This is a genomic window from Rhodococcus sp. IEGM 27 (assembly GCF_033142305.1).
In the GTDB taxonomy this organism is placed as follows: Bacteria; Actinomycetota; Actinomycetes; order Mycobacteriales; family Mycobacteriaceae; genus Rhodococcus_F; species Rhodococcus_F oxybenzonivorans.
Genome location: NZ_JAWLSG010000001.1, coordinates 73,596 through 95,019, shown reverse-complemented (window position 1 = coordinate 95,019; position 21,424 = coordinate 73,596). Strand labels below are relative to the sequence as shown.

Annotated in this window: 23 protein-coding genes; 15 read left to right on the top strand and 8 right to left on the bottom strand. The window is 65.5% G+C overall.

Annotated features, from left to right (window positions below):
- Window positions 1-77 precede the first annotated feature (77 nt).
- From R4P95_RS00455 to R4P95_RS00440, 4 genes are read left to right on the top strand one after another with little or no spacing between them, the layout of a single operon-like run.
- Window positions 78-1,592, top strand: coding sequence for a DUF4389 domain-containing protein (locus R4P95_RS00455; protein WP_317746787.1), 1,515 nt, complete (start codon window positions 78-80; stop codon window positions 1,590-1,592).
- The gene (locus R4P95_RS00450) at window positions 1,589-2,125 is read left to right on the top strand and encodes a flavodoxin domain-containing protein (protein ID WP_317746788.1); all 537 of its coding nucleotides are present in this window, start codon (window positions 1,589-1,591) and stop codon (window positions 2,123-2,125) included. The genes R4P95_RS00455 and R4P95_RS00450 overlap by 4 nt, the downstream gene beginning before the upstream one ends.
- Entirely contained in the window at window positions 2,122-2,859 is a 738-nt protein-coding gene (locus tag R4P95_RS00445; RefSeq protein WP_317746789.1) for a hypothetical protein, read from the top strand. Before R4P95_RS00450 ends, R4P95_RS00445 begins: the two co-directional genes overlap by 4 nt.
- A gap of 26 nt (window positions 2,860-2,885) precedes the next feature.
- Window positions 2,886-3,083: a PLDc N-terminal domain-containing protein gene (locus R4P95_RS00440; protein ID WP_317746790.1), complete on the top strand. Its 198-nt coding sequence runs from the start codon at window positions 2,886-2,888 to the stop codon at window positions 3,081-3,083.
- 57 nt (window positions 3,084-3,140) lie between these two features.
- Here R4P95_RS00440 and R4P95_RS00435 read toward each other — a convergent pair whose 3' ends face one another.
- Window positions 3,141-3,671 carry a flavodoxin domain-containing protein gene (locus tag R4P95_RS00435; RefSeq protein WP_317746791.1) on the bottom strand — a complete coding sequence of 177 codons (531 nt, stop codon included), beginning with the start codon at window positions 3,669-3,671 and terminating at the stop codon, window positions 3,141-3,143.
- Between the two features lie 271 nt (window positions 3,672-3,942).
- On the opposite strand from R4P95_RS00435, the gene R4P95_RS00430 reads away from it, so the two are divergent.
- Window positions 3,943-4,851: a universal stress protein gene (locus R4P95_RS00430; protein WP_317746792.1), complete on the top strand. Its 909-nt coding sequence runs from the start codon at window positions 3,943-3,945 to the stop codon at window positions 4,849-4,851.
- A gap of 408 nt (window positions 4,852-5,259) precedes the next feature.
- On the opposite strand, the gene R4P95_RS00425 is transcribed toward R4P95_RS00430, so the two are convergent.
- Complete coding sequence (locus R4P95_RS00425; protein WP_317746793.1) at window positions 5,260-6,159, bottom strand: universal stress protein; 900 nt, start codon at window positions 6,157-6,159, stop codon at window positions 5,260-5,262.
- A 238-nt stretch (window positions 6,160-6,397) separates the two neighbouring features.
- Here R4P95_RS00425 and R4P95_RS00420 point away from each other — a divergent pair, with 238 nt between their 5' ends.
- The 6 genes from R4P95_RS00420 (at window position 6,398) to R4P95_RS00395 (ending at window position 13,105) form a co-directional block, all read left to right on the top strand.
- Window positions 6,398-6,652 (top strand): SHOCT domain-containing protein, encoded by a 255-nt coding sequence (locus R4P95_RS00420; RefSeq protein WP_317746864.1) that lies wholly within the window; start codon window positions 6,398-6,400, stop codon window positions 6,650-6,652.
- Between the two features lie 225 nt (window positions 6,653-6,877).
- Complete coding sequence (locus R4P95_RS00415) at window positions 6,878-8,263, top strand: wax ester/triacylglycerol synthase domain-containing protein (RefSeq protein WP_317746865.1); 1,386 nt, start codon at window positions 6,878-6,880, stop codon at window positions 8,261-8,263.
- Between the two features lie 153 nt (window positions 8,264-8,416).
- The gene (locus R4P95_RS00410) at window positions 8,417-9,520 is read left to right on the top strand and encodes a 3-oxoacyl-ACP synthase III family protein (protein ID WP_317746794.1); all 1,104 of its coding nucleotides are present in this window, start codon (window positions 8,417-8,419) and stop codon (window positions 9,518-9,520) included.
- A complete protein-coding gene (locus R4P95_RS00405) occupies window positions 9,504-10,415 on the top strand; it encodes a 3-oxoacyl-[acyl-carrier-protein] synthase III C-terminal domain-containing protein (RefSeq protein ID WP_317746795.1) in 912 nt (303 codons plus the stop codon). Before R4P95_RS00410 ends, R4P95_RS00405 begins: the two co-directional genes overlap by 17 nt.
- 196 nt (window positions 10,416-10,611) lie before the next feature.
- Window positions 10,612-12,012, top strand: coding sequence for a wax ester/triacylglycerol synthase family O-acyltransferase (locus R4P95_RS00400; protein ID WP_317746796.1), 1,401 nt, complete (start codon window positions 10,612-10,614; stop codon window positions 12,010-12,012).
- A 40-nt stretch (window positions 12,013-12,052) separates the two neighbouring features.
- Complete coding sequence (locus R4P95_RS00395) at window positions 12,053-13,105, top strand: NAD(P)-dependent alcohol dehydrogenase (protein WP_317746797.1); 1,053 nt, start codon at window positions 12,053-12,055, stop codon at window positions 13,103-13,105.
- Between the two features lie 98 nt (window positions 13,106-13,203).
- On the opposite strand, the gene R4P95_RS00390 is transcribed toward R4P95_RS00395, so the two are convergent.
- From R4P95_RS00390 to R4P95_RS00380, 3 genes are all read right to left on the bottom strand, one after another.
- A complete protein-coding gene (locus R4P95_RS00390) occupies window positions 13,204-14,085 on the bottom strand; it encodes a universal stress protein (RefSeq protein WP_317746798.1) in 882 nt (293 codons plus the stop codon).
- Between the two features lie 105 nt (window positions 14,086-14,190).
- Window positions 14,191-15,183, bottom strand: coding sequence for an Acg family FMN-binding oxidoreductase (locus R4P95_RS00385; RefSeq protein ID WP_317746799.1), 993 nt, complete (start codon window positions 15,181-15,183; stop codon window positions 14,191-14,193).
- A gap of 106 nt (window positions 15,184-15,289) precedes the next feature.
- Window positions 15,290-15,565: a hypothetical protein gene (locus R4P95_RS00380; protein WP_397517744.1), complete on the bottom strand. Its 276-nt coding sequence runs from the start codon at window positions 15,563-15,565 to the stop codon at window positions 15,290-15,292.
- Between the two features lie 221 nt (window positions 15,566-15,786).
- On the opposite strand from R4P95_RS00380, the gene R4P95_RS00375 reads away from it, so the two are divergent.
- On the top strand, window positions 15,787-16,392 hold the full coding sequence (locus R4P95_RS00375; RefSeq protein ID WP_317746800.1) for a hypothetical protein: 606 nt from the start codon (window positions 15,787-15,789) through the stop codon (window positions 16,390-16,392).
- A gap of 50 nt (window positions 16,393-16,442) precedes the next feature.
- Complete coding sequence (locus R4P95_RS00370; RefSeq protein WP_317746801.1) at window positions 16,443-17,441, top strand: Acg family FMN-binding oxidoreductase; 999 nt, start codon at window positions 16,443-16,445, stop codon at window positions 17,439-17,441.
- A gap of 38 nt (window positions 17,442-17,479) precedes the next feature.
- Here R4P95_RS00370 and R4P95_RS00365 read toward each other — a convergent pair whose 3' ends face one another.
- Window positions 17,480-18,478: an MBL fold metallo-hydrolase gene (locus R4P95_RS00365; RefSeq protein WP_317746802.1), complete on the bottom strand. Its 999-nt coding sequence runs from the start codon at window positions 18,476-18,478 to the stop codon at window positions 17,480-17,482.
- Between the two features lie 259 nt (window positions 18,479-18,737).
- Between R4P95_RS00365 and R4P95_RS00360 the strand changes: the two genes are divergently transcribed.
- Window positions 18,738-19,577, top strand: coding sequence for a glycine-rich protein (locus R4P95_RS00360; RefSeq protein WP_317746867.1), 840 nt, complete (start codon window positions 18,738-18,740; stop codon window positions 19,575-19,577).
- 139 nt (window positions 19,578-19,716) lie between these two features.
- Here R4P95_RS00360 and R4P95_RS00355 read toward each other — a convergent pair whose 3' ends face one another.
- The gene (locus tag R4P95_RS00355) at window positions 19,717-20,166 is read right to left on the bottom strand and encodes a CarD family transcriptional regulator (RefSeq protein ID WP_249353907.1); all 450 of its coding nucleotides are present in this window, start codon (window positions 20,164-20,166) and stop codon (window positions 19,717-19,719) included.
- Window positions 20,167-20,318: 152 nt separating this feature from the next.
- On the opposite strand from R4P95_RS00355, the gene R4P95_RS00350 reads away from it, so the two are divergent.
- Window positions 20,319-20,954 (top strand): TetR family transcriptional regulator, encoded by a 636-nt coding sequence (locus R4P95_RS00350; protein WP_317746803.1) that lies wholly within the window; start codon window positions 20,319-20,321, stop codon window positions 20,952-20,954.
- Window positions 20,955-20,979: 25 nt separating this feature from the next.
- On the opposite strand, the gene R4P95_RS00345 is transcribed toward R4P95_RS00350, so the two are convergent.
- Complete coding sequence (locus R4P95_RS00345; protein ID WP_317746804.1) at window positions 20,980-21,390, bottom strand: secondary thiamine-phosphate synthase enzyme YjbQ; 411 nt, start codon at window positions 21,388-21,390, stop codon at window positions 20,980-20,982.
- Between the last annotated feature and the right edge of the window lie 34 nt (window positions 21,391-21,424).

Below are 21,424 nucleotides of genomic sequence, written 5' to 3'. Positions count from 1 at the left end.
GGTGACCAATGGCCCTCACGTCGCGGCTCGTGCGCCACCACACTGAGGTACAGGACTCATGATCCCGGAGGCGGACAGTGAAACCAGGAAGAATCGTGGCGCTCGTCATCGGCTGCCTGTGTGCTTTGCTCGGGTTCGCCCTTCTGAGCGCTGCAGTGTTTCTCGGGTGGGCATTCTTCACACAAAATGACGACGGTCATCTCACCTCACCCACGCAGAGGTATCAGTCCTCGGGAAATGCCCTGGTGTCGGAGCGGATCGACCTTTTCGACGAGGCCGATTTTCCCCAGGGTTTCAACACCGAGGATCTCGGCCGGGTGTTGTTGCGGGTCACCGCGGACCCGTCGAACCGGGAGATCTTCGTCGGAATCGGCCCGCGTGAGGCGGTGGAACGCTATCTCTCCGGTGTCGCGCGGACCGAGGTGACGGAGGTCGAATTCGACCCCTTCCAGCCGAGCTACCGTCAAATCACCGGTGACCGCCGGCCGGAAGTCCCTTCGGCGCAGACGTTCTGGTCCGTCTCGTCCACCGGAGCCGGCACCCAGCAGGTGCAATGGGATCTTCAGCGCGGGTCCTGGACCGCCGTGGTGATGAACGCCGACGGTGGTCCCAACGTCTCGGTCGATCTCCAGGCCGGTGCACGGCTCGAAATCCTCGGCCCGCTCGCGCTCGGTGTGCTCCTCGCCGCCGTGGTGATGCTCGCAGTGGGCATACCACTTGTGGTGGTGGGAGCGCTCGGGCTCGGCCGGCACGGTCCACCCCAACCCCACTGGCCGGTACAAACGAGTGGAACCGGTGCGGCGTCCGCCCCCACCACACCGTCGACCGCACACACACCCACCCCGTCGAAGCCCTATCCCGCGCACCTTCGAGGTGATCTCGACCAACCGCTGTCACGATGGTTGTGGCTGGTCAAGTGGTTGCTCGCGATTCCGCACTACGTGGTGTTGGTCTTCCTCGGTCTGGGCTTGTTCGTGACCACGGTGGTGGCAGGATTCGCGATTCTCTTCACGGGCCGGTATCCGCGGGGGTTGTTCGACTTCAACGTCGGAGTTCTGCGCTGGCTCTGGCGTGTGCAGTTCTACACCTACTCCGCGCTGGGCACCGACCGGTATCCGCCCTTCACGCTGGCGCGCACCGACTACCCGGCCGATTTCGATGTCGAGTATCCCGAGCGGCTCTCCCGTGGTCTGGTTCTGGTGAAGTGGTGGCTGCTGGCGATACCCCACTACCTGATTCTGGCCGTGCTCGCGGGGGGTTGGTTCGGCGGCTGGCGTTTCGGGGTCGCGAGCGGCGACGACGGAGTCTCCGGGCAGCCCTGGCTGTTCGGTTCGCTGCTCGGTGTTCTGATCCTGGTCGCGGCGATCATCATCTTGTTCACCGGCCGCTATCCCCGTCCGCTCTTCGACTTCGTCATGGGTATCAACCGCTGGGTCTACCGTGTCATCGCCTATGTCGCGCTCCTGCGCGACGAGTATCCCCCCTTCCGATTCGATCAGGGGCCACGCGAACCCCACGAACAGACCCCGCCGCCAGAACCAACACCGGACGACCAGCCGGCCGCGGGTCACCCTCAGGAGTCGACCCGATGACTGTCCTGGTGGGTTACGCGACCGCGAGGGGTTCCACCCGAGGGGTGGCCGAGCGCATTGCCGCGCACCTCGAAGCCGCGGGCGAGACCGTGGACGTGCGGTCGTTGAGCGACATCACCTCGGTGCGCGAATACGGGACGTTCGTTGTCGGGAGCGCCATCCACAGTGGTCAGTGGCTTCCCGAAGCGGCGGACGCCATCGGGCGACTCCGCCCGCAACTCGCCGGCCGGCCGGTGTGGGCGTACTCGGTGTCCTCAGTGGGGGCGACCAGCACGATCCTGTCGAACCGGGTGGCGTCCTATCTTCGCCGTGTCACCCCTGAACCGCGGGTGGTGCAGCAATTGCGGGAGACCGCGGATGTTCGCGGCCACCGCTTCTTCGCCGGAGCCATCGGCCTCGGTGACTGGCCGGGCTTCGGTCGGGTGCTCTTCCGGCTGATGGGCGGGCATTACGGCGACGCCCGCGACTGGGCGGACATCGATCAGTGGGCAGAGACCATTTATCACCGGGATGCCCAGGTGCGCGGCGAGTGACCGCATTCGAGTCAGCGCCCATCAATCGCGACCTCGACGGTTCCGCACATCGCGTCCCCGGTCTGTCGTCGACCCGGTGGACTGCTCTGTGTGCCGCAGCGGAGGCCGTTGGCATGACGGCCGCCGCCCTCGCCGCGAAGCTGGCACAAAGGATATCGGGTGACGCTCCTCAGGGGCGCGATGCAGCGCTGGCGCTCGCAGTGGTGGTGACCGGGGGACTGGTCGAGGGGATCGCTCTCGGCGTTCTACAGGCCCGCGGGCTGCGCCGGCTGCTTCCCAGGTTCAACGTGGGCCGATGGGTGGTGGTCACGGCCGTGGTCGCCGGGCTGGGCTGGGCCGCAGCGTCCGTGCCCGGTGTGCTCGGTTCTGACAGCGGCGGCGACGGGCCGCCGCTGCTCGTGGTGTTGGCCGGTGCAGTGGCCCTCGGTGCGGTGATGGGTGCCGTGCTCGGCGCGGTGCAGGCGCTGGTGCTGCGCGGTCTGGTTCGGCGGCCGGGCCGATGGGTGCTGGCCAATGTGGCCGGCTGGCCTCTCGCGATGACGGTGATCTTCGTGGGAGCGACGACCCCGGGCAGCACCTGGTCGATACCCGCTGTTACTGCACTCGGATCAGTGACCGGGCTGGTGGCCGGGACGGTGCTGGGCGTGATCACGGGACGGTTCTTACCCGGGCCGGACGAGATCGTTCAGCCACATGACGGTGTTCCACTCAGGGGAAGAAGGGGAGATAAGTGAGAAGAAGCCGGAAAACGTGGAGTGACATGACAGGTCGTCAGCGCGGCGGGCTGGTGGTGCTCGCGACTGTTCAGGTGGTGCTGGCCGTCGCCGCTTGGTTGGATCTCGCTCGACGTGATCCCCAGGAAATCAACGGCAGCAAGGGCAAATGGGCGGCAGCCATCGCCGTCAATTTCATCGGGCCGGTCGCCTACTTCACGCGCGGGAGGCGCGCCGCACTGTGATCGCCTGTCCCCGGGTGGTGTGGCATGCACACAGCACCCGGGCTGAGAACGCATCGCTCAGGTGTGCGCCGGGGACTGCTTCGCCAGCATCTGACCCCAGTGCTGCGCCCGTGCTTCCTCACCGTCGACGAGCTGGGTGTTCGTGTCGACGAGAAAGCTCTCCGGATCGGCAACGAGCTCGAAGCCGAGGTGCCGCAGCTTCTTGGATATTCCTTTCGACGCCCGTCCGGTGATGAGTGCGGGCTTGTCGATACGGGTATCGAAGGCAGCAGCATTCCCCTCGTCCACGGTGAGGCCGTCGAGCCACTCACGAAGTCCCGCACTGGCCGCGTCGGGTTCCAGTGCCAGGTTGCTCTCCGGTTTCTCGGCGGCCTCGACGGCACCGCGCCGGGTCGATTCGCGGCTCATCCCGTGCACGTGGGTGGGACCGCCCACGATCAGGAGATCGTATGAGGACACGTCCTGTTGGGGCGCCTGCGACACGGGGATCGTCGTGACGTCGCCCGCAGCGCAGATTCCTCGCGCAATCGCCTCTGCTACAGCATGGGTATTGCCGTACATCGACTCGTAGACGATCAGTGTTCGCATGTCGTTGCCTCCTGGTTCGACGTGTTCGGTACCGCTGAATCGCACGGATGAGGTTCAGCAGCCCGTCACCTCTGGTTCACCTCCGAGTCTTTCACCGCCCGAGGTGCCGGTAGAGGGCACAAGGTCATCCGAAAGTCCCTTCCAGCGTGCAGACGTCACTCGACATCGGGGTGTGATGACCTAGTGCCCTATCGGCGCCGGCCACAGGTGTCCGATCCTGAAGGTGTTCGGCGCAAGTCCGGAAGTGTGTTGCGACAACTGGAGTTGGACAATGAGCACTCTTGCGAACCGCCAGTCCGTGGTCGTCGGCGTGGACGGCTCCGAACGCGCGATACGGGCCGCCGTGTGGGCGGCCGCCGTGGCGCGGCGACGATCTGCGCCGCTGCGCCTTGCCCATGCTCTCCCGAGTCCGGGTTACCACTACAGTGAAGCTGCCCTGCTGTTCCAGGACGAGTTCGCCGAGGAAGTCCGGAAATCGGCCGAGGAGATTCTCGAGCGCGCCGAGAGGCGAGTGCGGCAGGAGTTTCCGGACGTCCGGGTGTCTTCGAGCATCCATCCGGGACCGGCAGGGATGTCGCTCACCGGACTGAGCAAGCACGCGGACATGGTGGTGGTCGGTTCCACGGGCGCCGGGATGGTCGAGTCACTGTTCACGGGATCCACCGTGGTGCGGGTGGTCAACCACGCGCATTGCCCTGTCACGGTCTTCCGATCCGACTCCGAGTCACCGGTGCCCGATCACCGGCCTGTCGTGGTCGGCGTCGACGGAAGTGCGCTCAGCATCAGGGCGATCGAGTCCGCCGTCGAGTTCGCAGTGCTGTTCGACGTCCCGCTCCTCGCGGTGCACGCATGGGGCACCGGTGACATGTCCGGACGTCGCTCCGCTGCGACGAAGATGGACTGGGGTGCCCTAGCAGAAGAGCAGACGGTACTGGTGGCAGAAAATCTTGCCGGTTGGCGCGAGAAGTATCCGGACCTGGAAGTCACCACTGTCATCGATGAGCGGAACGCTGCCGAACTGTTGCTGCACTATGCGCGCAACGCACAACTCGTTGTCGTGGGAAGTCACGGCCACAATCGATTCGCCGGATCGCTGCTGGGTTCGACCAGCCAGAACCTCCTGCACCATGCACTGTGCCCCATCACGATCTGCCGTCCACCGAGGAGTGAGAAGCGATGACCTGGCCACTGGCGCTCGTGTTGATAGCGCTCATCTTTTCTATGACAGCCATCGTCACGTCATACGTTGCGGCGCGCGGCAAATCGGGGCCACCGCAGAAATAGAGGTCCCCCGCCCGAACATCCGCCGTCAGACCTGGTGTGTCGGTGCCGTCACAGACGCTGCGCGATGGATTCCGCTTGCGCACCCAGTCTCACCAACCGCAGGTCTGCTCGTCGGCCGTCGCCTGTACGTCGCAATGTGCGCGAAAGTGTTTTCACTGAGCAACCGAATTCGCTGCAATGCGATGTGGTCCCTTCTTGCACTCACTTGATGAACACCCTCATCGCTGAGGGTCTCTGCAGTTGTCGCAATCTCACCCAGGTATCCGGCAGTCCCCGCGGTCGTCGACGCCAGGCGAACTCCGGGTCACTTGCGGACGATCATCACCGGGCATCGGGCGGCATGGAGTACAGCCCGGCTGGTCGACCCAAGGAGCAGGGAGGTGAAGCCGCCACGTCCCCGGCTGCCGGTGACGACGAGCTGCGCCTGCTCGGACAGTTCGACGAGGTGGGCGATCGGCCGATCCCGGACGACCACCTTCCGGACACTGACGCCCGGGTAGGACTCGTGCCAGCCGGCCACGCTTTCGGCGAGTACGGCCTCTTCCGCGACGGCGATCGCGGGCCAGCCCAGATCGTGAAAGTCCGCGTCGTCGGTCGTGAAGACGGTCGACAAGTCGACATCACTCCACGCATGCACCGCAACCAGATCGCAGTCGCGGAGAGCGGCTTCCTCGAACGCCGCGCCGATCGCCGGTGTGCTGCGCGCCGAACCGTCGACCCCGACCACCACCGGGCCGTCGAGAGCAGCGTCCACCGGCTCGGGCATGCCGCGCACCACGACCACCGGGCACGGCGAGTGGGCGGCGACCGCCGTGCTCACCGAGCCGAGGAGACCCCCGGCGACACCGCCGAGCCCCCGGGATCCCACGACGAGCATGCGGGCCGATTTCGCCAACTCCAGAAGGACAGTCGCGGGGCTGCCCTCCCGAAGCGTGGTGCGCACCATCAGGCGGGAGTCGCCGACCGCCTTGGCTGCCACTTCCGCCGCCCTCTCCAGACGCTGCTTCCCGGCGTACTCGAGATCCGTGTAGGCACCTGCCGAGAGATTGATGGCATCCCCGTAGGTTCCGCGCCGCACCACCAAGGAGGAAGCCAGCAGTAAAGGGGCACGGCGGACCACAGCTTCGTGTGCCGCCCAACGCACGGCGTCGAGTGCATGGGCGGAGCCGTCGACTCCGACGACGATGGGAATGTCTGCTCGCACGGTGGCTCCTGTCAGTGTGACCGGTCTCCTGTCCAGAATCCGGATTCCCGTGAGGTACAGGTAGGGCCGAAGGGCACTTCGTCGGCACCCGTAGTCCTCCGGGTCCCCCACGGGCCGGTGGTGACGAGAGGCGAAAGACCCTGTGGTGATGCCGGCCTGGCGGGGGACACTCGAGGTACGAGCCGCGCACCGACCCCGAGTCGGGTGCCGCACCGAGCAGCCTGGAGGACTGATCGTGATGTACCACAACGATCCAAGCGGGTTGGGATACGCGTTGATATTCGTCGGGATGGCCCTCTTCTGGGGATTGCTGATCGTGGGCATCGTCGCGATGATTCGCTATCTGGGCCGCGGGATGCAGACCCCACACAACGCGCCGTCTGCCCTCGATACCGCGGAAAAGGTTCTGGCGGAACGGTTCGCGCGGGGTGAGATCGACGAAGTGGAGTACCGGACGCGCCTGGCGACGTTGCGCGCCGAGACAGCGTCCTAACCGAGTGGTCACGACGTCGGTGAGGAGGTGATCGACATGGATGCCCTGCAGATGGCTCACGAGCTCATGATGTGGCCGCATGGCGCCGGCATACTGCCGCACATGCCGATGCACATGATGCCGATGTAGTGGAGGAACGGGCAGCAGAAGGCATGCCGAAGCGAAGGGACAGCCTTTTCAGTACTCGATTGCAAGGTGATCACGGTGAGCGCAACGAACAGGTATATGACGCAGACGGACTACATGTCGTGGCGGATGGAGGCAGATCCGATCCTGCGCTCGACCATTGTTGCGGTTGCGGTCCTCGATCGGGTTCCCGACTGGCCGCGATTCGTCGACATGATGGAGCGGGGGACCAAGCGGGTTCCGATCTTTCGGCGCAAGGTGGTCACGGCCGCGGTGGGCGTTGCCCCGCCCCGCTGGGTCGAGGACCCCGACTTCGACCTCGCCTGGCACGTAAGACGGTGCACGCTCACGGAACCGGGCGATTGGGACGCCGTGCTCGACTTTGCGCGCACCACCGGTATGGCGGCCTTCGACAAGGAGCGTCCCCTCTGGGAGTTCACGGTGCTCGACGGGCTCGACCATCACCGGGCGGCCCTCGTGATGAAAGTTCATCATTGCCTCACCGACGGCGTCGGCGGCATGCAGATCGCCCGGGAGATCGTCGACTTCACCCGGGAAGGGACCGTGCGAGGAGACGACGCCGAGGTGGTGGTACCGCACGAGGGGCGAATGCCCGAGCCGATCAATAGCCTTGCCCGGTATCGGGATATGACGGGCCGCATCGTACGAGGGCTGTCGACGGGGATGGTCCGGGGAGGCGAGGGGCTGATCCGACATCCTGCCGACTCGCTTCGCCACTCGGTTGATGTCGTGGCGTCGACGATGCGCTTGACGCGTCCCGTCCGCACGACGCTGTCCCCGGTGATGAGAACGCGCACCACCCGCCGCAGGTTCGCCGTCCTCGAGGCCCCGCTCGAACCGCTCGGCCGGGCCGCCGAGTCCGCCGGCGGATCACTCAACGACGGCTTCCTCGCCGCCATCCTGCTGGGTATGGCGAAGTATCACCGGCTTCATGGCGCCGAAATTCCGGCACTGAGAGTGACGTTGCCGATCAGTTTGCGCACCGACACCGACCCGCTCGGTGGTAACCGCATCACTCTGGCGCGGTTCGCCCTTCCGACGAACATCGGCGACCCCGCCCAGCTGATACGGGAGGTTCACGCCGTTGTGGAGAGATGGCGCAAAGAACCGGCGATTCCGTTGTCCTCCTGCATTGCCGGAGCATTGAATCTGCTACCCGCTTCGCTCCTGGCCAACATGCTCGAGCATGTCGACGTGGTGGCGTCGAACGTGGTGGGTTCACCGGTACCGCTCTTCGTGGCCGGCTCGCAGATCACCCGGTATTACGCCTTCAGTCCCACTCTCGGGTCGGCGTTCAACGTCACCCTCATGTCCTACACGTCGCACTGCTGCGTGGGCATCAACGCCGACCCCGGCGCCGTCCCCGACCTCGATACGCTGACCGACTCCCTGGCAGACGGTTTCCGCGCCGTCCTGGCCCTGTGCTCTCCCGCACCCGACACCGCAGTCGTCTCGGTGCCGTGACAGAAGTCGGCAAGGACTCTTGTCGTTACTCGAGATCGCAAACGTCGGGAGCCGTTACCGATTTCGGTGACGATTTCTGAGAGGAAGGGTCGAAGTGCCCTGGTCGCGGCCGCGTGAAGGGGGCGATGGTGGTGGGTACGGAGGTGGCAAACCATGATCAAGCATTGGCTCGTGATGGAAGCTGGGGGACAGGACGCCCGGACCCCCTATCGCACGCGGGTGGCCGGTGCGGGCCGGCACCTCCCGGTCACACGGCTCACCACCGAGGACCTGATGGCAACGACCCGCCACACCACTCACATCGACCTCGAGCGTTTGACGGGAATCCACGAGCGGCGGGTCTCGGTGGGAGACGAGGATTCCTACACCCTCGCAGTGGCTGCGGCGCAGGACGCGGTGAAGCACTCCGGCCGAACGGCGGCTTCCCTCGATGCCGTCATCAGCTGCAGCATCACCAAGTTCCGCGGTGGACTCACCCAGTGGCTCGAGCCGACGATGAGCGGTGCGGTCGCCCAGGCGCTCGGTGCGGATCGGGCGATGACCTTCGACATCTCCAACGCGTGCGCCGGGATGTTGACCGGAGTCACGGTGGCCGACAACTGGATCCGGCAGGGCATCATCGAACGCGCGTTGATCGTCAGTGGTGAATACATCTCGCAGCTCGGACAGAACGCGGCGCGGCACATCCACAACATCATGAGCAAGGAATTGGCGTCGTTGACGTTGGGAGATGCCGGTGCCGCACTGGTCCTCGAGCGGGCTCCGGCTGGATCGGCTGGGATTCGGTTCGCCGGCTTCACCACCGTCGCCGATTACAGCCGGTTATGCCTGGCCTACCCGAAGGGCAACGAGCCCGGCGCGCGTATGTTCACCAATTCCCGCGGCATTCAGAAAGCCGCCATCGCGGACACACCGCTGCTGTTGCATGAGGTCCTCGACACGCTCGGGATGTCGATGCACGACATCGATCACGTGATCACCCATCAAACCTCCGCCCGGGCCATCCGAAAAGGCATGGCCGAACTCGAGTCGTCGTTCGGCGACGTTCCCCGGCACGACGCGGTGATCACCGTCGACCGGTACGGGAACACGGCGTCGACGACGCACACTGTGGCGTTGGTCGAGGAACTCGAGGCCGGACATATTCAGCCGGGGGAGACCGTGGCATTGATCTCGCTGGCTTCCGGTCTCGAGATCGGGGTCGTTCTACTGGAACTGGATGAGGAATTGGTGGCTGGCTATGGGCACGATCATTGATCGGGTTGACGTCACCTCGGGTGGGTGGCGAAACCGGCACAGCGCACTGCGCCTCGCCGTGGCCGCGGCGAAGACCTGCCTCGAGAACGCCGACCGGAGCCCGGACGAGGTCGACCTTCTGGTCAACGCCGGGTTGTATCGGGACCGCAATCTCGGGGAACCCGCCCTCGCGGCGATGATCCAAGAGGACATCGGCGCACATCCGGAGGATCCGCATGCCGGCGAGCACGGCACCTTCTCCTTCGATGTCGCGAACGGAACATGTGGTGTGCTGACCGGGTTGCAGATCGTCGACGGGTTCTTACGCTCCGGGACGATCGACTGCGCCCTCGTCGTCGCCAGTGACGCCGACCCCGGCCACGGGATGAGCGAAAACTTCACGTTCTCCGCGGCCGGCGGCGCGGTGTTGTGTCGTTGGACCGACGAGGATTACGGTCTCGGCCGCGTGCACTGGGTGAACGACTTCGACGGCTCCGACGCGTTCTCAGCCACGGTCGGGCAGATCGACGCCCGCAATGTTTTGCGGTTCCGGGAGTCGGCCTCGATGGACGAACGCTATGCCGCCGCGGCCGCGGCCGCCGCCACCGAAGCCCTCACGCAGGCTGGCCTCACCCTCGCCGATATCGATGTCGTGGTGCTCGCACCGCCCCGCCCGAAATTCCGCTCGGCCCTGGCACGCCACCTCGGCCTGCCCGATTCCCGGGTCGTGGTCGCCGACGACGAACGCATCCATACCGCCGCGCTGGTGGCCGGACTCGATGCGGGTGGCCGCCGTGCCGGCACTCGTACGCTCATCATCGCCGCCGGTGCGGGGGTGACGGCGGGCGCTGCCGTGTACGTCGAGCCGCCCGCGAACGGATCACACGCCTTCGGCCAGGTTCCGGATGGTCAGTAACATTTTAAGGCTCATGAGGAAGGCGACGGGTTCGATCAGCGCCGGGCCGGAGGTGATGAGCGTCAGTCCCTTTTGGCGGTGTGTCGATATCAGGGAGGACTTTCGGCCTCACGAGCCCACCGTCCGACTCTGTCGTGCCCGGCTTGTCTGCGGCACAGTGATCGGTATGCAGGTCTGACGTGGTGAGGCGGGACCGATGGACGATGACACACTGACTTTTCTGGACGCCGGATTCCTCGAGACCGAGGATTCCGATGATCATGCGAGCCTGACGATCGGGGCGTTGGCGATTCTCGCGGGTCCGGCGCCGACTCCGGACCAATTCCGTGAGGCGGTGGTGGCGCGGCTGGTCGACCTACCGCACGCAAGAGACAAACTGCATATAGTGCCGCTGGATCTCGGGAAGCCTTCCTGGGTGGAGGACCCGGTGTTCGACCTCGGCCACCACGTACGTCGAGTGGCGCTCCCACAGCCGGGGGACGAGGAGACGCTGTTCGGGTTCGTGGCCCGGGTAATGGGGCATCGCCTCGACCGCGATCATCCGCTGTGGGAATGCTGGGTGGTGGAAGGACTTACCGGGGACCGCTGGGCCGTGCTCGCCAAAATGCATCACTGCATGGCGGACGGCATCGCCGGCACCAAACTGTTCGAAGCGATGTGCGACGAGGACCTGCCGGCCACTACACGAACCACACCGGAAATTCTCTCCCCGAAGCAGACCCCCGCCGGCATCATCGACACGATCACCGGAGTTCTCTCGCCGGCGCGTCAATTCCGCATGCTCACAACGATACTGACCACACCACAGCGATTCGCGGCGGCCGCTGTCGGCGCCACCCTGGGTCTTGCTCGCCTCCTCGCCGAGATGGTGACGTCAGCGTCCGGCACGTCGTTGCTCGGTCGCATCGGACGCCAACGGCGTTACTGCGGCGCCCGCACCCGGATGGCGGATGTCCGCGAAATCTGCTCCGCCTACGGAGCCACGGTCAACGATGTCGCTCTTGCCGCGATCACCAGCGGACTGCGCACGCTCCTCCTGCGGCGAGGCGAAATCCCGGAAGCCCGCACCGTCCGCACCCTCGTCCCCGTGTCCGTGCGGACCGACCCACCGGGTGGGGGCCCAGTGCACAACGCGGTTTCTCTGATGCTGCCGTTTCTACCCGTCGACATCGAGGACCATGTCGAACAGCTCACTGTTGTGCACCGGCGCCTCGCCGCGCACAAAGCCGGCAACGAGGCGGAAGGCGGAAAAGCGTTCACGGCCCTGGCACAGTACGGGCCGTTCATGCCGTTGGCCTGGGCGATACGCCTGGCCATGCGGTTCCCCCAGCACAGCGTCGTGGCCGTGGCCACGAACATCCCGGGGCCACGGCAGACTCGTCACATCCTCGGCCGGGAGATCCTCGAAATTTTCCCCTACGTACCGATCGCGCTGCGGTTGCGCATCGGCATCGCCATTTTGAGCTACAGCGACCACCTCACCTTCGGTATCACGGGCGACTACGACACCAACCCCGATCTGGCCGACTTCGCAAAGGGAATCGAACACGGCGTGGCATCGCTCCTGGCCGCGGCCCGCCTCTCCGAAATCGGCTAGCGGTCAGTGAAAACAGCGTCAGCATCATGAGGGAGAGAGCATGAAGGCGATCCAGTACCGACGAATCGGCGCAGAACCCGAACTGGTCGAGATCCCCACACCCGAACCCGGCCCGGGCGAAATCCTCCTCGAGATCACCGCGGCCGGGGTCTGCCACTCCGACGCGTTCATCATGGGGTTACCCGAGGAGCAATACACCTTCGGGCTGCCACTGACACTCGGGCACGAGGGCGCTGGACGCGTCGCCGCCGTCGGCGCCGGTGTGGAAGGACTCGATGTCGGCACAGATGTGCTGGTCTACGGGCCGTGGGGATGCGGACAATGCTGGCACTGCTCCCAGGGCATGGAGAACTACTGCTCGCGGGCCGCGGACCTGAACATCCTGCCGCCGGGTCTGGGCGCTCCCGGGGCGATCGCCGAGTACATGGTGGTCGATTCGCCCCGCCACGTCGTGCCGATCGGGGACCTCGACCCGGTGACGACAGTTCCCCTGACCGATGCCGGGCTGACGCCCTACCACGCGATCAAACGGTCGCTGGGCAAACTCCGTCCCGGCTCGACCGCGGTCGTGATCGGCACCGGGGGACTCGGCCACGTCGCCATACAGCTGTTGCGGCACCTGTCACCGGCCCGCGTCGTCGCTCTCGACGTCAGCGAAGACAAACTCGAGTTCGCCCGGTCGATCGGTGCCCACGAGGCCGTGCTGTCCGACTCGAACGCCGCTGCGAAGGTCCGCACGATCACCGGACCCGCCGGTGCGGCGCTGGTGCTCGATCTCGTGGGGATGCAACCGACTCTGGATCTGGCGATGGCGATCGCGGGGGTCGGCTCCGACGTCGCGATCGTCGGATTGGGCGACGGCCAGGCAGCCGCCCAGGTAGGTTTCTTCCGCGGCGCGTACGAGGTCAACGTCGCCGTCCCGTACTGGGGTGCACGGAACGAGCTGATCGAACTGGTTGACATGGCCCACCAGGGCGTGTTCGACATCGCCGTAGAACGCTTCGCGCTCGAGGACGGGGTGGAAGCGTATCGGCGGCTGGCCGCGGGAACATTGCGTGGTCGCGCCGTCATCACGCCTTCTCCCCGACCCTGAAACCGAGATGCGTTGAGACCCCGAAGCATGGGCGCCTCGACAGACGCGGGGCACTCACTTCCGTGAGGCTCCGCCGGTCTGGAATTCCGAGCGTCGGACTAGCGAACTATGAGCAGTGGGCAGGTAACCGAGTGCATCAACGTCCTGCTGGTCGATCCGAGCAGCATACTGGTAAATCCACCTCGCCCCCGGCTTCCCACCACGAGGAGCTGTGCATTCTCGGCCTGTTCTCGTAGGTTCCTCGCGGGACGATCCCGGACGACGACGGTGCGCATTTTCACATCCGGGTAATCCTCCGCGCGGCCGGCCAAACTCTCGGACAAGACAGCGGTCTCGTTTTCCGCGGCCCGCCTCCACTCGGCATCGCTACCTCCGTCGAACGCAATTACCAAAGTGATATCGGACCACGCGTGCACAGCCACGAGCTCCGCCTGCCGCAGGGCGGCCTCTTCGTAGGCCATCGAGATGGCAGATTCACTGTGCCGTGAGCCGTCGACGCCGACCACGACGGGCCCGGCACGGTCATTGATATCACGATCAGCTGCTCCCCGAACGACTGCAGCGGTGCAATGAGCGTGCGCGGCAACCGCAGAACTGACCGAGCCCAGGAAAGCGCGTTCGACGATTCCCTGCCTGTTCGCGCCGACCACAACCATCGACGCCGTCGCCGAGCGGCCGATCAGCTCACCGGCCGGAGTTCCGGTGCACAGCGTGGCGACGATCTCGATGTTGTGCGCGGGCACCGCGGCACGGGCGATCTGTTCTGCGCGCTCCAATCTTTCCCGACCGTCGCGTTGCTCGTCTTCGAAGAAGCTGGCGGGCATTCCGATCGGCACGCCATAGGCGCCGGGAACGAACGTCGTCGTGATCAGCGACAGAGGCAGGTTGCGGAGCGCGGCTTCCTTGGCTGCCCAGGACACCGCCTGCAGCGATGAGGGTGAGCCGTCTGTTCCTACAACAATCGGGCGGTGGCCGGTCATGGTGTACTCCTCCGGGCTGCTCTGCGATGAGTTTCTGTCTCGACATCTATCGTCGTCGTCCGTAAACGACCTCCGTATGTACGGTATTTCCGCCTCACATGACGGTCAGCGACCGTTTTCTCGCCGGGATTTGTTCACCGACAGAACGGTATTCACCTCACGCCGGGGAGTCTGCCGGGGAGTGCGGACCTCGACCGTGCCCAGGCGAACCAATGCCTGGGCGAAGGAGGGCTCGGGGAGAAGTTCTCCGATCATCGCCCGGCTCTGCGGGACCTCGGTCACGTGGGTGAGCGGGCAGGTGGCAACTTTGTTCACCGTTGCGTCGAGCAGTACGGCCGAAAGGGCTTCACCGCAGCGCAGCCAGTCCATCCGAGTGTCGGTTGCGGTGCTCAGCACCACCACGGTCGACCGATCGACCTGCGTCGAGTCGGCTCCGTGTGTGTCGGTGCCGGAGGGGAAGTTGCGGCCGATGCCGACGCGTGCTCGTTCCTCGGCGGTGGCCAGCGCAGCCGGTGGGATTCCTCCCGCCGGTATCGAATGACCTGCCCACCAATGTAATTCGGTGTGATACATCGAGTCGTAGCGGCGCGTGGCCGCGGTGAGTTCCGTCGCTTCTGCCAACGTAGGACGCGCGTCGGCGGGGAGCACGGTCAAGCGCGCGCCACGTCCGCGAACCACCTCGGACAGAGCGCCGGGACCCCACGTCGTCAGGGGGTCGAACGCCCGTCGATCCGAGTAGCGATGCCTCATCGCGGCCGCGAGGTCGAAGTCGTGCGATTGAGGGCGAGCGTCATGCCGGAAGCGAATCGTCGCGAGATGGGGTGAGTGAGGGCCTTCGGGGAGTCGCTGGATATCCGCGGTCCATCGCACTGCGGTGAGCGCGACCTCTAGGTGATGTAGGGCCGCTCCGCAGCTGATCACCATTTGGCGGCCGGTGGGGTCAGCTGTCTTGAGGAGTCTTTGGGGATCGGTATGAAGTTCGAGGCGATCGTCGGTCAGTGTCCAGTGCCATGGTTGGCTGTTGTGGACCGAGGGTGCTCGGCAGGCCAAGTCGACGGCGTGCCGCACCATCTCGGGGCCGGGAATCTCGACATTCATGGTCTACTCCTCACCTGCACTCTCACCGACGTCGCCGACGGTATCGGCGCGCTGCCCGTCCTCACCCATACTCGTCGTCGCAGGGCTTCCGCGGCAGGGCCGATGGTCACCGCAGTTGGGGTCCGAGCGTCCCGGTGCGTGCCCTGCGTGGCCGGCGGGGCATCAACATGGCTGCCGCAAGGCACAGGATTCCGACAAGAATCGCTGCCGCACCCACACCGACGAGAGGCGTCGCGAGCCAGACACCGAGAACAGCGACCAACCCCGCCACAGTCGCGCCGGACAGCACCGCAAGCGCCATCCCGGCCGGGTGCAAGTATCGAAGATCGTCGCCCTCCTGGCGGTGCTCATCGGTGAATGAGCCCTCGCGATGCTGTCCCACGATGTCCTCTCCGTTTCGTGCTGCTCGGTGTGTGTCGGCGTCCGTGAACAACGGTCCGATAACCAGGAGCTTTGTTCCAGGGCCGAAGGTCACCGATTCAGGCGCCGTGGCCCACGCCGGGTGGGCGCTCGTGGAAGAGTCCTGGGCCGATGACTTTGTGCTCTACGCTCCTCGGATTCATCGCGGAACACTCGGAAGAGGAGCGTTCCGAGGAGGTGGGGATGGACAGCACGCAGCCACTCACCTTGCGGTGGTGGCGACTGGCCCCGTGGAGCCGGAACTCGTTGATGCGCCCGAGTGATCGATTCGAGTCGCTCGCGGTCCTGATGGCCGTCCTTTTCGTGCTCATGCTGGTGCCGTGTGCGGCGGCATTCGGCACGGTCAGCTACACCGACCTGAGTGAACAGTCCCGGACCGACCGCGCAAACCGGCATGTGACGACCGCCGTCCTCGTCGATGACCCGAAGCCCCGAATGGACGACGGGTATACCCGGTCTCCGCTGACCCACGACTACGCGTCGGCGCGGTGGCGTGCCTCTGACGGATCACCTCGCACAGGGGACGTGGAGGCTCCACCGAATGCACAGGCGGGCGATACCGTCGACGTCTGGATCGATGCGAGCGGCGACGTCGTGGACGAGCCGAGGACCGGAACGGAGAACGCCGCCATCGCAGTGAGCGCGGCACTGTGTGTATGGGCCATCGGCGCGACCACTGCCGTTGTTCTACTGGCCCTCTTCCGATGGGCAGGCTCGCGCGAGCGGATGCGGCGGTGGGATCGTGAATGGGGCAACGTTGACCGGACCCCGGGATGGACGATCAGTTGACCGTTGTTCGATTGACGACAACCGGAAGAATCACGTCACCGGGAGCATCGATGACCTCCGCTATGCCCGACCGAGCATCTCTCGAATCTGCAGTGGCCCTTGCGTGCAGGGCGCCGTCGCTCCACAACAGTCAGCCGTGGCGTTGGGTTGTCGACCGGTTCGGGCTTTCACTGTTCAGTGATCCCGATCGCCTTCTTCCCGCGACGGACGACTTCGGTCGTCAAATGGTGATTTCCTGCGGCGCTGCGCTGAACCATCTCGAATATGCCTTCGCTGCACAGGGCTGGGGCTTCGACATCGATCGGATGCCGGCCCGGGCCGACCGCGAGCTCCTTGCGACGGTTGGCATGTTCCACCAGCGCGAGATCGTGCCGGACGACGCCCGCCTGGCGGAAGCAATTCCGACGAGAAGTACCGACAGGTTGCCGTTCACTGCACCACCGTCGTGGGACGAGACAATTCCGCATCTGCACGCTGTGTCGGAAAGGGGCGGTGTTCGCCTCGTCGTTCTCGACGAGCGCAGCCGAGCAGCGCTCGAGGATGCGTCCCTGCGGCTCTCCGGTCTCCGTGGGGGCAATCCGATGTATCAAGCCGAACTCAGATGGTGGGCCGGTCATCCGGATTCTTTCCCGCACGGGGTGCCCGAAGCGGCGTTACCGTCTGCCACTCAACGCCGTTCCGTGTCACTGGCTCGCGACTTCCCCTCGGGCACCGCGGCATCGGCGGATCCGGCTGCACGGCAGGATCGGGCCGCGATCCTGCTACTCACCACCGACGCAGATTCCAGACTGGACTGGTTGCGCTGTGGCGAGGCGCTGTCCGCTGTGCTGCTCACATGTGCAGCCCGCGGGCTCGCCACGTGTCCGGTCACTCACCTCACCGAGATGCCGGCCACTCGTACCCTCGTCCGGGACCTCTCCGCGGACCCTGGGTTGCCGCAAGTGCTCATTCGGGTGGGAGTGGCAACCCATGAGCAGACGCTTCCGACCACATCTCGTCGTCCGCTTTCCGAGGTCCTCTTCAAAGTCCGGCCGACACCACCTGGATAGTGACCCCGCGTCGATCACCACGCAGTGGAGTCTCCGGATCAGACGCGCGCGAACAGGGCGGGATCGCTACCCGGAACCTGCGCGACGAGGCCGCGGGCGACGAGGTGCCGCAAGTGGGCCGCACCCTCGGAGAGCGCCATGTGCTTGCCCATCGGCGAGATGTCGGCCCACGGCTTGTACCACTTCATCCGTGCGGCCACATCCCACACGCTGAGCTGGTCGTCGCCGAACGCGTGATGGAGGTGGTCGAGCCGTTCCTCATGATGTTGGATCAACTCGCCGGCGCGACCCGCGACATCGTCGATGGGGATTCCGTGGGCGCCGAGACCGCGGGTGATCTCCATCTTCTGCACGCGGCGCAGCGAGTCGAAGAACTCGGCGAGGGCATCGCGTTCCTCGAGGGGGTAGACGAAGTTGCCGACATGCGGGGTCGTCTTCTGCAGCACGTGGTCACCGGTGAACATGACGTCGGCGTCTTCGAGGTAGAAGCAGACGTGCCCGGGTGTGTGGCCGGGGGTGTAGACGGCACGCAGCCCGCGGCCGGCGAGGGCGATCAGTTCGTCGTCGACGAGAACGCGGTCGGGAGCCGAACTCGGGCCTGTGGGCGGCTCGGTGGTCACCGCCTGCTCGAACGCCGCTACCTCGTCGGCGCCGGCGCCGGCACGGACCATGTTGAGGCGCTGAAACTCCAGCCATTCGTCGCTGCGACCGGAAGACATGTGCGCGAACAATTCGTGGTCGGACTCGTGCATCGCGATCCACGCACCCGACGCCTCCCGCACCCGTCCGCACAGCCCCGTGTGGTCGGGATGGAAGTGGGTGAGGACAACGCCCTCCACGTCCTTCACGGAGTGGCCGATCTCCTCCAGCCCGGAGGTGAGCCCGGCCCAGGCGTTGTCGTCGTCCCAACCGGCGTCGACGAGGATCAGTCCACCCGGGGATTCCATCGCGTAGACCAGTGTGTGACCGAGGGGGTTGTCCGTAATAGGGACAGGTATCTGGAAGATGCCATCACCGATGGCCGCCGCACCATTCATCTGCTTTACCTCGCACTAGAAACTGCTCTTGGGTTCCGAAACCAAATCGGTCTATCACTCCTTCATAGCCGCTGCGGACCGGTCGCGAACAGCCGGGTCCCGTTTAGCGGGCGTTCAGACTTTTCTCGATCCCTCGATCCGCCGCGGGCCGGCAAACGCTGTGGGATGCTCCGAACCGAGACGATCAATCGGGATCAGCCTGCGACGGGGGACGACTGACATGACAGATCAGCACACGAAAACACGACGCCGCTGGTACATGAGCGGGGTGTGCGGGTTGGCCGTAGTCGGCGCATCCGCGCTGCTCGCGCCCGGTGTCGCCGTGGCCGCCCCGGCACTGCCGACGGGTTGCGTGCAGGGGTCGGGCAGTACGGTGACGTGCACCTTCACCTTCACCGGCGGTGCCCAGTCCTTCACGGTTCCGGAGGGCATCACCAGCCTGGACGTGACCGCTACGGGTGCTCGCGGTGGAAACGCCGCTTCCGTGCTCGGCGGCTTCGGCGCTGTCGCGTCGCGCTCACTTCCCGTCACGCCCGGCGACGCCCTGTATGTGCTCGTCGGCGGCAACGGTGGCGACGGCACGGGTGCGGCCGGGTTCAACGGCGGCGGAGTCGGTGGCACTGGCGCAGGCGGCGGTGGCGGCGCATCCGACGTTCGGATCGGAACGGGTGAGCTGGCCGATCGGCAAATCGTCGCGTCGGGTGGCGGCGGTGCCGGAGACACCTACATCGGTGGCGGCGGCAACCTCGCTCCCAACGCACCCGCAGGTCAGGCCGGTGGCGGGGGAGGAGCCGGGGGTGGCGGTCAGGCCGACGCGGGTGGTGTCGGCGGCAACGGTGGTGACAATCCCGACGGATCGGCGGGCCTTGCCGGGGTCGGCGGAGCTGGATCCGAGACCGGTGGCGGGGGTGGCGGCGGCTGGTTCGGTGGCGGCGGCGGCGCCGAGAACCTTGGTGGCGGTGGAGGCGGAGGCGGTTCGTCCTACGCGCCCGACGGGACCATCAGTGCGGCCGGTGTCGACGCCGTCTCATCCGTGGTGATCACCTACGGGGCTGGTTCGGGAAGCGGATCGCTGGGGAGCTTGTTCGGTAGTAGCTGAACGAGCACCGTCGCGGTAGTTCCGTCGTTACAGCGGGGGAAGTGGTGCGGCTCAACGACAACGGCAGCAGCCCGGACCTTGTATCCGGGCTGCTGCCGTTGGCAACACGCTGGGTGATTACAAAACACGAACCGCCGAACTAGACAGCGACGGCGGTGGTTTCGTAGATCGATTCGATACGGCGTCTCGTGGCCTCGGGGGTCGTCTTCATGGCGAGGACGAGTTCGGAGATGACGAGCTGCATTGCGTGCTCGAGCTGGCGCTTTTCTCCGGCCGAGAGCGGCTTGGCCAGCGACCGCGTCATCAGATCGCGGATCACTTCACTCACCGTAAAGATGCCACCGACGGTGATCTTCTCCTGATTGGCCTTGAACCGCCTGGACCAGTTGGACGGGTCGTCGATTGTCGGGCCTTGCAGGATCTCGAACACTCGACCGACTTCGTCGGTATTGATTGCGTTGCGCACACCGATCGCCTCGGCTTTCGCCACCGGTATCTCGATCTGCAGCCCATTCTGAGCAACTTCGAACTGCACGTATGCAGTGGGTAGATCTTTGAACATCCGGGTCGTGAGCTTCGTTACCGTCACGGACCCATGGTGCGGGTACAGGAAAATGTCTCCGATATTGAGATTCATTGATTACCACCCTTCGAGTACATTATGGCACACGCTGCCATATTGACAACCGGTGACCACCTGTGAGCGACTGGTAGGGCTTCTACCGATTGTGAGGGCCAGCGATGACCAGACTCGACGCGTTCCCCGTGTCGCCTCACCTGCCCGCCGGCCAGCCTGGGCTGCGGGAGCGGCGGCGTGAGCAGACAAATGTGGAGATCAGCGAGACTGCGCTCACCCTGTTCGAGCACAAGGGTGTCGAAGCCACGACGGTTGGTGAGATCGCGCAGGCGGCGGGCGTGTCACAGCGCACGTTCTTTCGCTACTTCGCCACCAAGGAAGAGGCGGCACTCCGAGACCACTGGGCCTTCGAGGCGGTCTTGACTGCAGGGCTCGACCGACTCGACTCGGATATGTCACCGCGACTCGCGCTGGAAACGTCCTTCGCTGCAGCTTTGGCGACGTACTCGGACAGTTCGTCGATCGCATCTCGGCGATTGCTGCGGGTAAACAAGCTCATCAAGAAGGAGCCGACGCTGCGCGCTGTGCTGGCGCGTGCGAGCGTGGCGCGGAACGCGACTCTGGTCGATGCGGTGTCGAAACGATTCGACTGCTCCGAACTGCAGATTCGGCTGGCCGTGGATGTGTCGATCGCAGTACTCCGAGCGGCACTGGAAACGTGGGTGGACCGTTCATCCACCGACGAGGCGGCGAACCTGCCCGAAACCTATTCCGTGGCACGGACACTCGCGTACATGTGATTGGGAGTTCGCCCCACGCGTCAGCTCACCCGGCGAGAAAGCTGAAGCGGACGCGGCGCACCGGGTTGTCGACGTTGGTGTCGACGAGGCACACGGATTGCCAGGTCCCCGTCGCAACGGTGCCGTCGATGACGGGCACCGACGCGTAGGGCGGCAGGAACGCCGGCAACACGTGATCGCGGCCGTGTCCATGGCTGCCGTGGCGGTGCCTCCACCGGTCGTCGCGGGGCAGGACGTCGTCGATTGCCCGCAGGAGGTCGTCGTCGCTGCCCGCGCCGGTTTCGATGACGACGAGCCCGGCAGTGGCGTGTGGCACCCACACATGCAGCAGGCCATCGCCGGCACCGGCCGAGGCGAGGAACTTCTCGATCTCACGGGTCAGGTCGTGCACCACCGGCTCAGCGCCCGTGCGCACCTCGATCTCAGTACTGAACATGCTCCGACGTTAGCGCGGGGGAGTGTGACATTCG

Bases quoted from the DNA above. Each gene is read 5' to 3' on its own strand.
- R4P95_RS00450 (WP_317746788.1), top strand. From the start codon at position 1,589: ATGACTGTCCTGGTGGGTTACGCGACCGCGAGGGGTTCCACCCGAGGG.
- R4P95_RS00440 (WP_317746790.1), top strand. From the start codon at position 2,886: ATGACAGGTCGTCAGCGCGGCGGGCTGGTGGTGCTCGCGACTGTTCAG.
- R4P95_RS00435 (WP_317746791.1), bottom strand. From the start codon at position 3,671: ATGCGAACACTGATCGTCTACGAGTCGATGTACGGCAATACCCATGCT.
- R4P95_RS00430 (WP_317746792.1), top strand. From the start codon at position 3,943: ATGAGCACTCTTGCGAACCGCCAGTCCGTGGTCGTCGGCGTGGACGGC.
- R4P95_RS00420 (WP_317746864.1), top strand. From the start codon at position 6,398: ATGTACCACAACGATCCAAGCGGGTTGGGATACGCGTTGATATTCGTC.
- R4P95_RS00415 (WP_317746865.1), top strand. From the start codon at position 6,878: ATGACGCAGACGGACTACATGTCGTGGCGGATGGAGGCAGATCCGATC.
- R4P95_RS00410 (WP_317746794.1), top strand. From the start codon at position 8,417: ATGATCAAGCATTGGCTCGTGATGGAAGCTGGGGGACAGGACGCCCGG.
- R4P95_RS00405 (WP_317746795.1), top strand. From the start codon at position 9,504: ATGGGCACGATCATTGATCGGGTTGACGTCACCTCGGGTGGGTGGCGA.
- R4P95_RS00400 (WP_317746796.1), top strand. From the start codon at position 10,612: ATGGACGATGACACACTGACTTTTCTGGACGCCGGATTCCTCGAGACC.
- R4P95_RS00395 (WP_317746797.1), top strand. From the start codon at position 12,053: ATGAAGGCGATCCAGTACCGACGAATCGGCGCAGAACCCGAACTGGTC.
- R4P95_RS00390 (WP_317746798.1), bottom strand. From the start codon at position 14,085: ATGACCGGCCACCGCCCGATTGTTGTAGGAACAGACGGCTCACCCTCA.
- R4P95_RS00385 (WP_317746799.1), bottom strand. From the start codon at position 15,183: ATGAATGTCGAGATTCCCGGCCCCGAGATGGTGCGGCACGCCGTCGAC.
- R4P95_RS00375 (WP_317746800.1), top strand. From the start codon at position 15,787: ATGGACAGCACGCAGCCACTCACCTTGCGGTGGTGGCGACTGGCCCCG.
- R4P95_RS00370 (WP_317746801.1), top strand. From the start codon at position 16,443: ATGACCTCCGCTATGCCCGACCGAGCATCTCTCGAATCTGCAGTGGCC.
- R4P95_RS00365 (WP_317746802.1), bottom strand. From the start codon at position 18,478: ATGAATGGTGCGGCGGCCATCGGTGATGGCATCTTCCAGATACCTGTC.
- R4P95_RS00360 (WP_317746867.1), top strand. From the start codon at position 18,738: ATGAGCGGGGTGTGCGGGTTGGCCGTAGTCGGCGCATCCGCGCTGCTC.
- R4P95_RS00350 (WP_317746803.1), top strand. From the start codon at position 20,319: ATGACCAGACTCGACGCGTTCCCCGTGTCGCCTCACCTGCCCGCCGGC.
- R4P95_RS00345 (WP_317746804.1), bottom strand. From the start codon at position 21,390: ATGTTCAGTACTGAGATCGAGGTGCGCACGGGCGCTGAGCCGGTGGTG.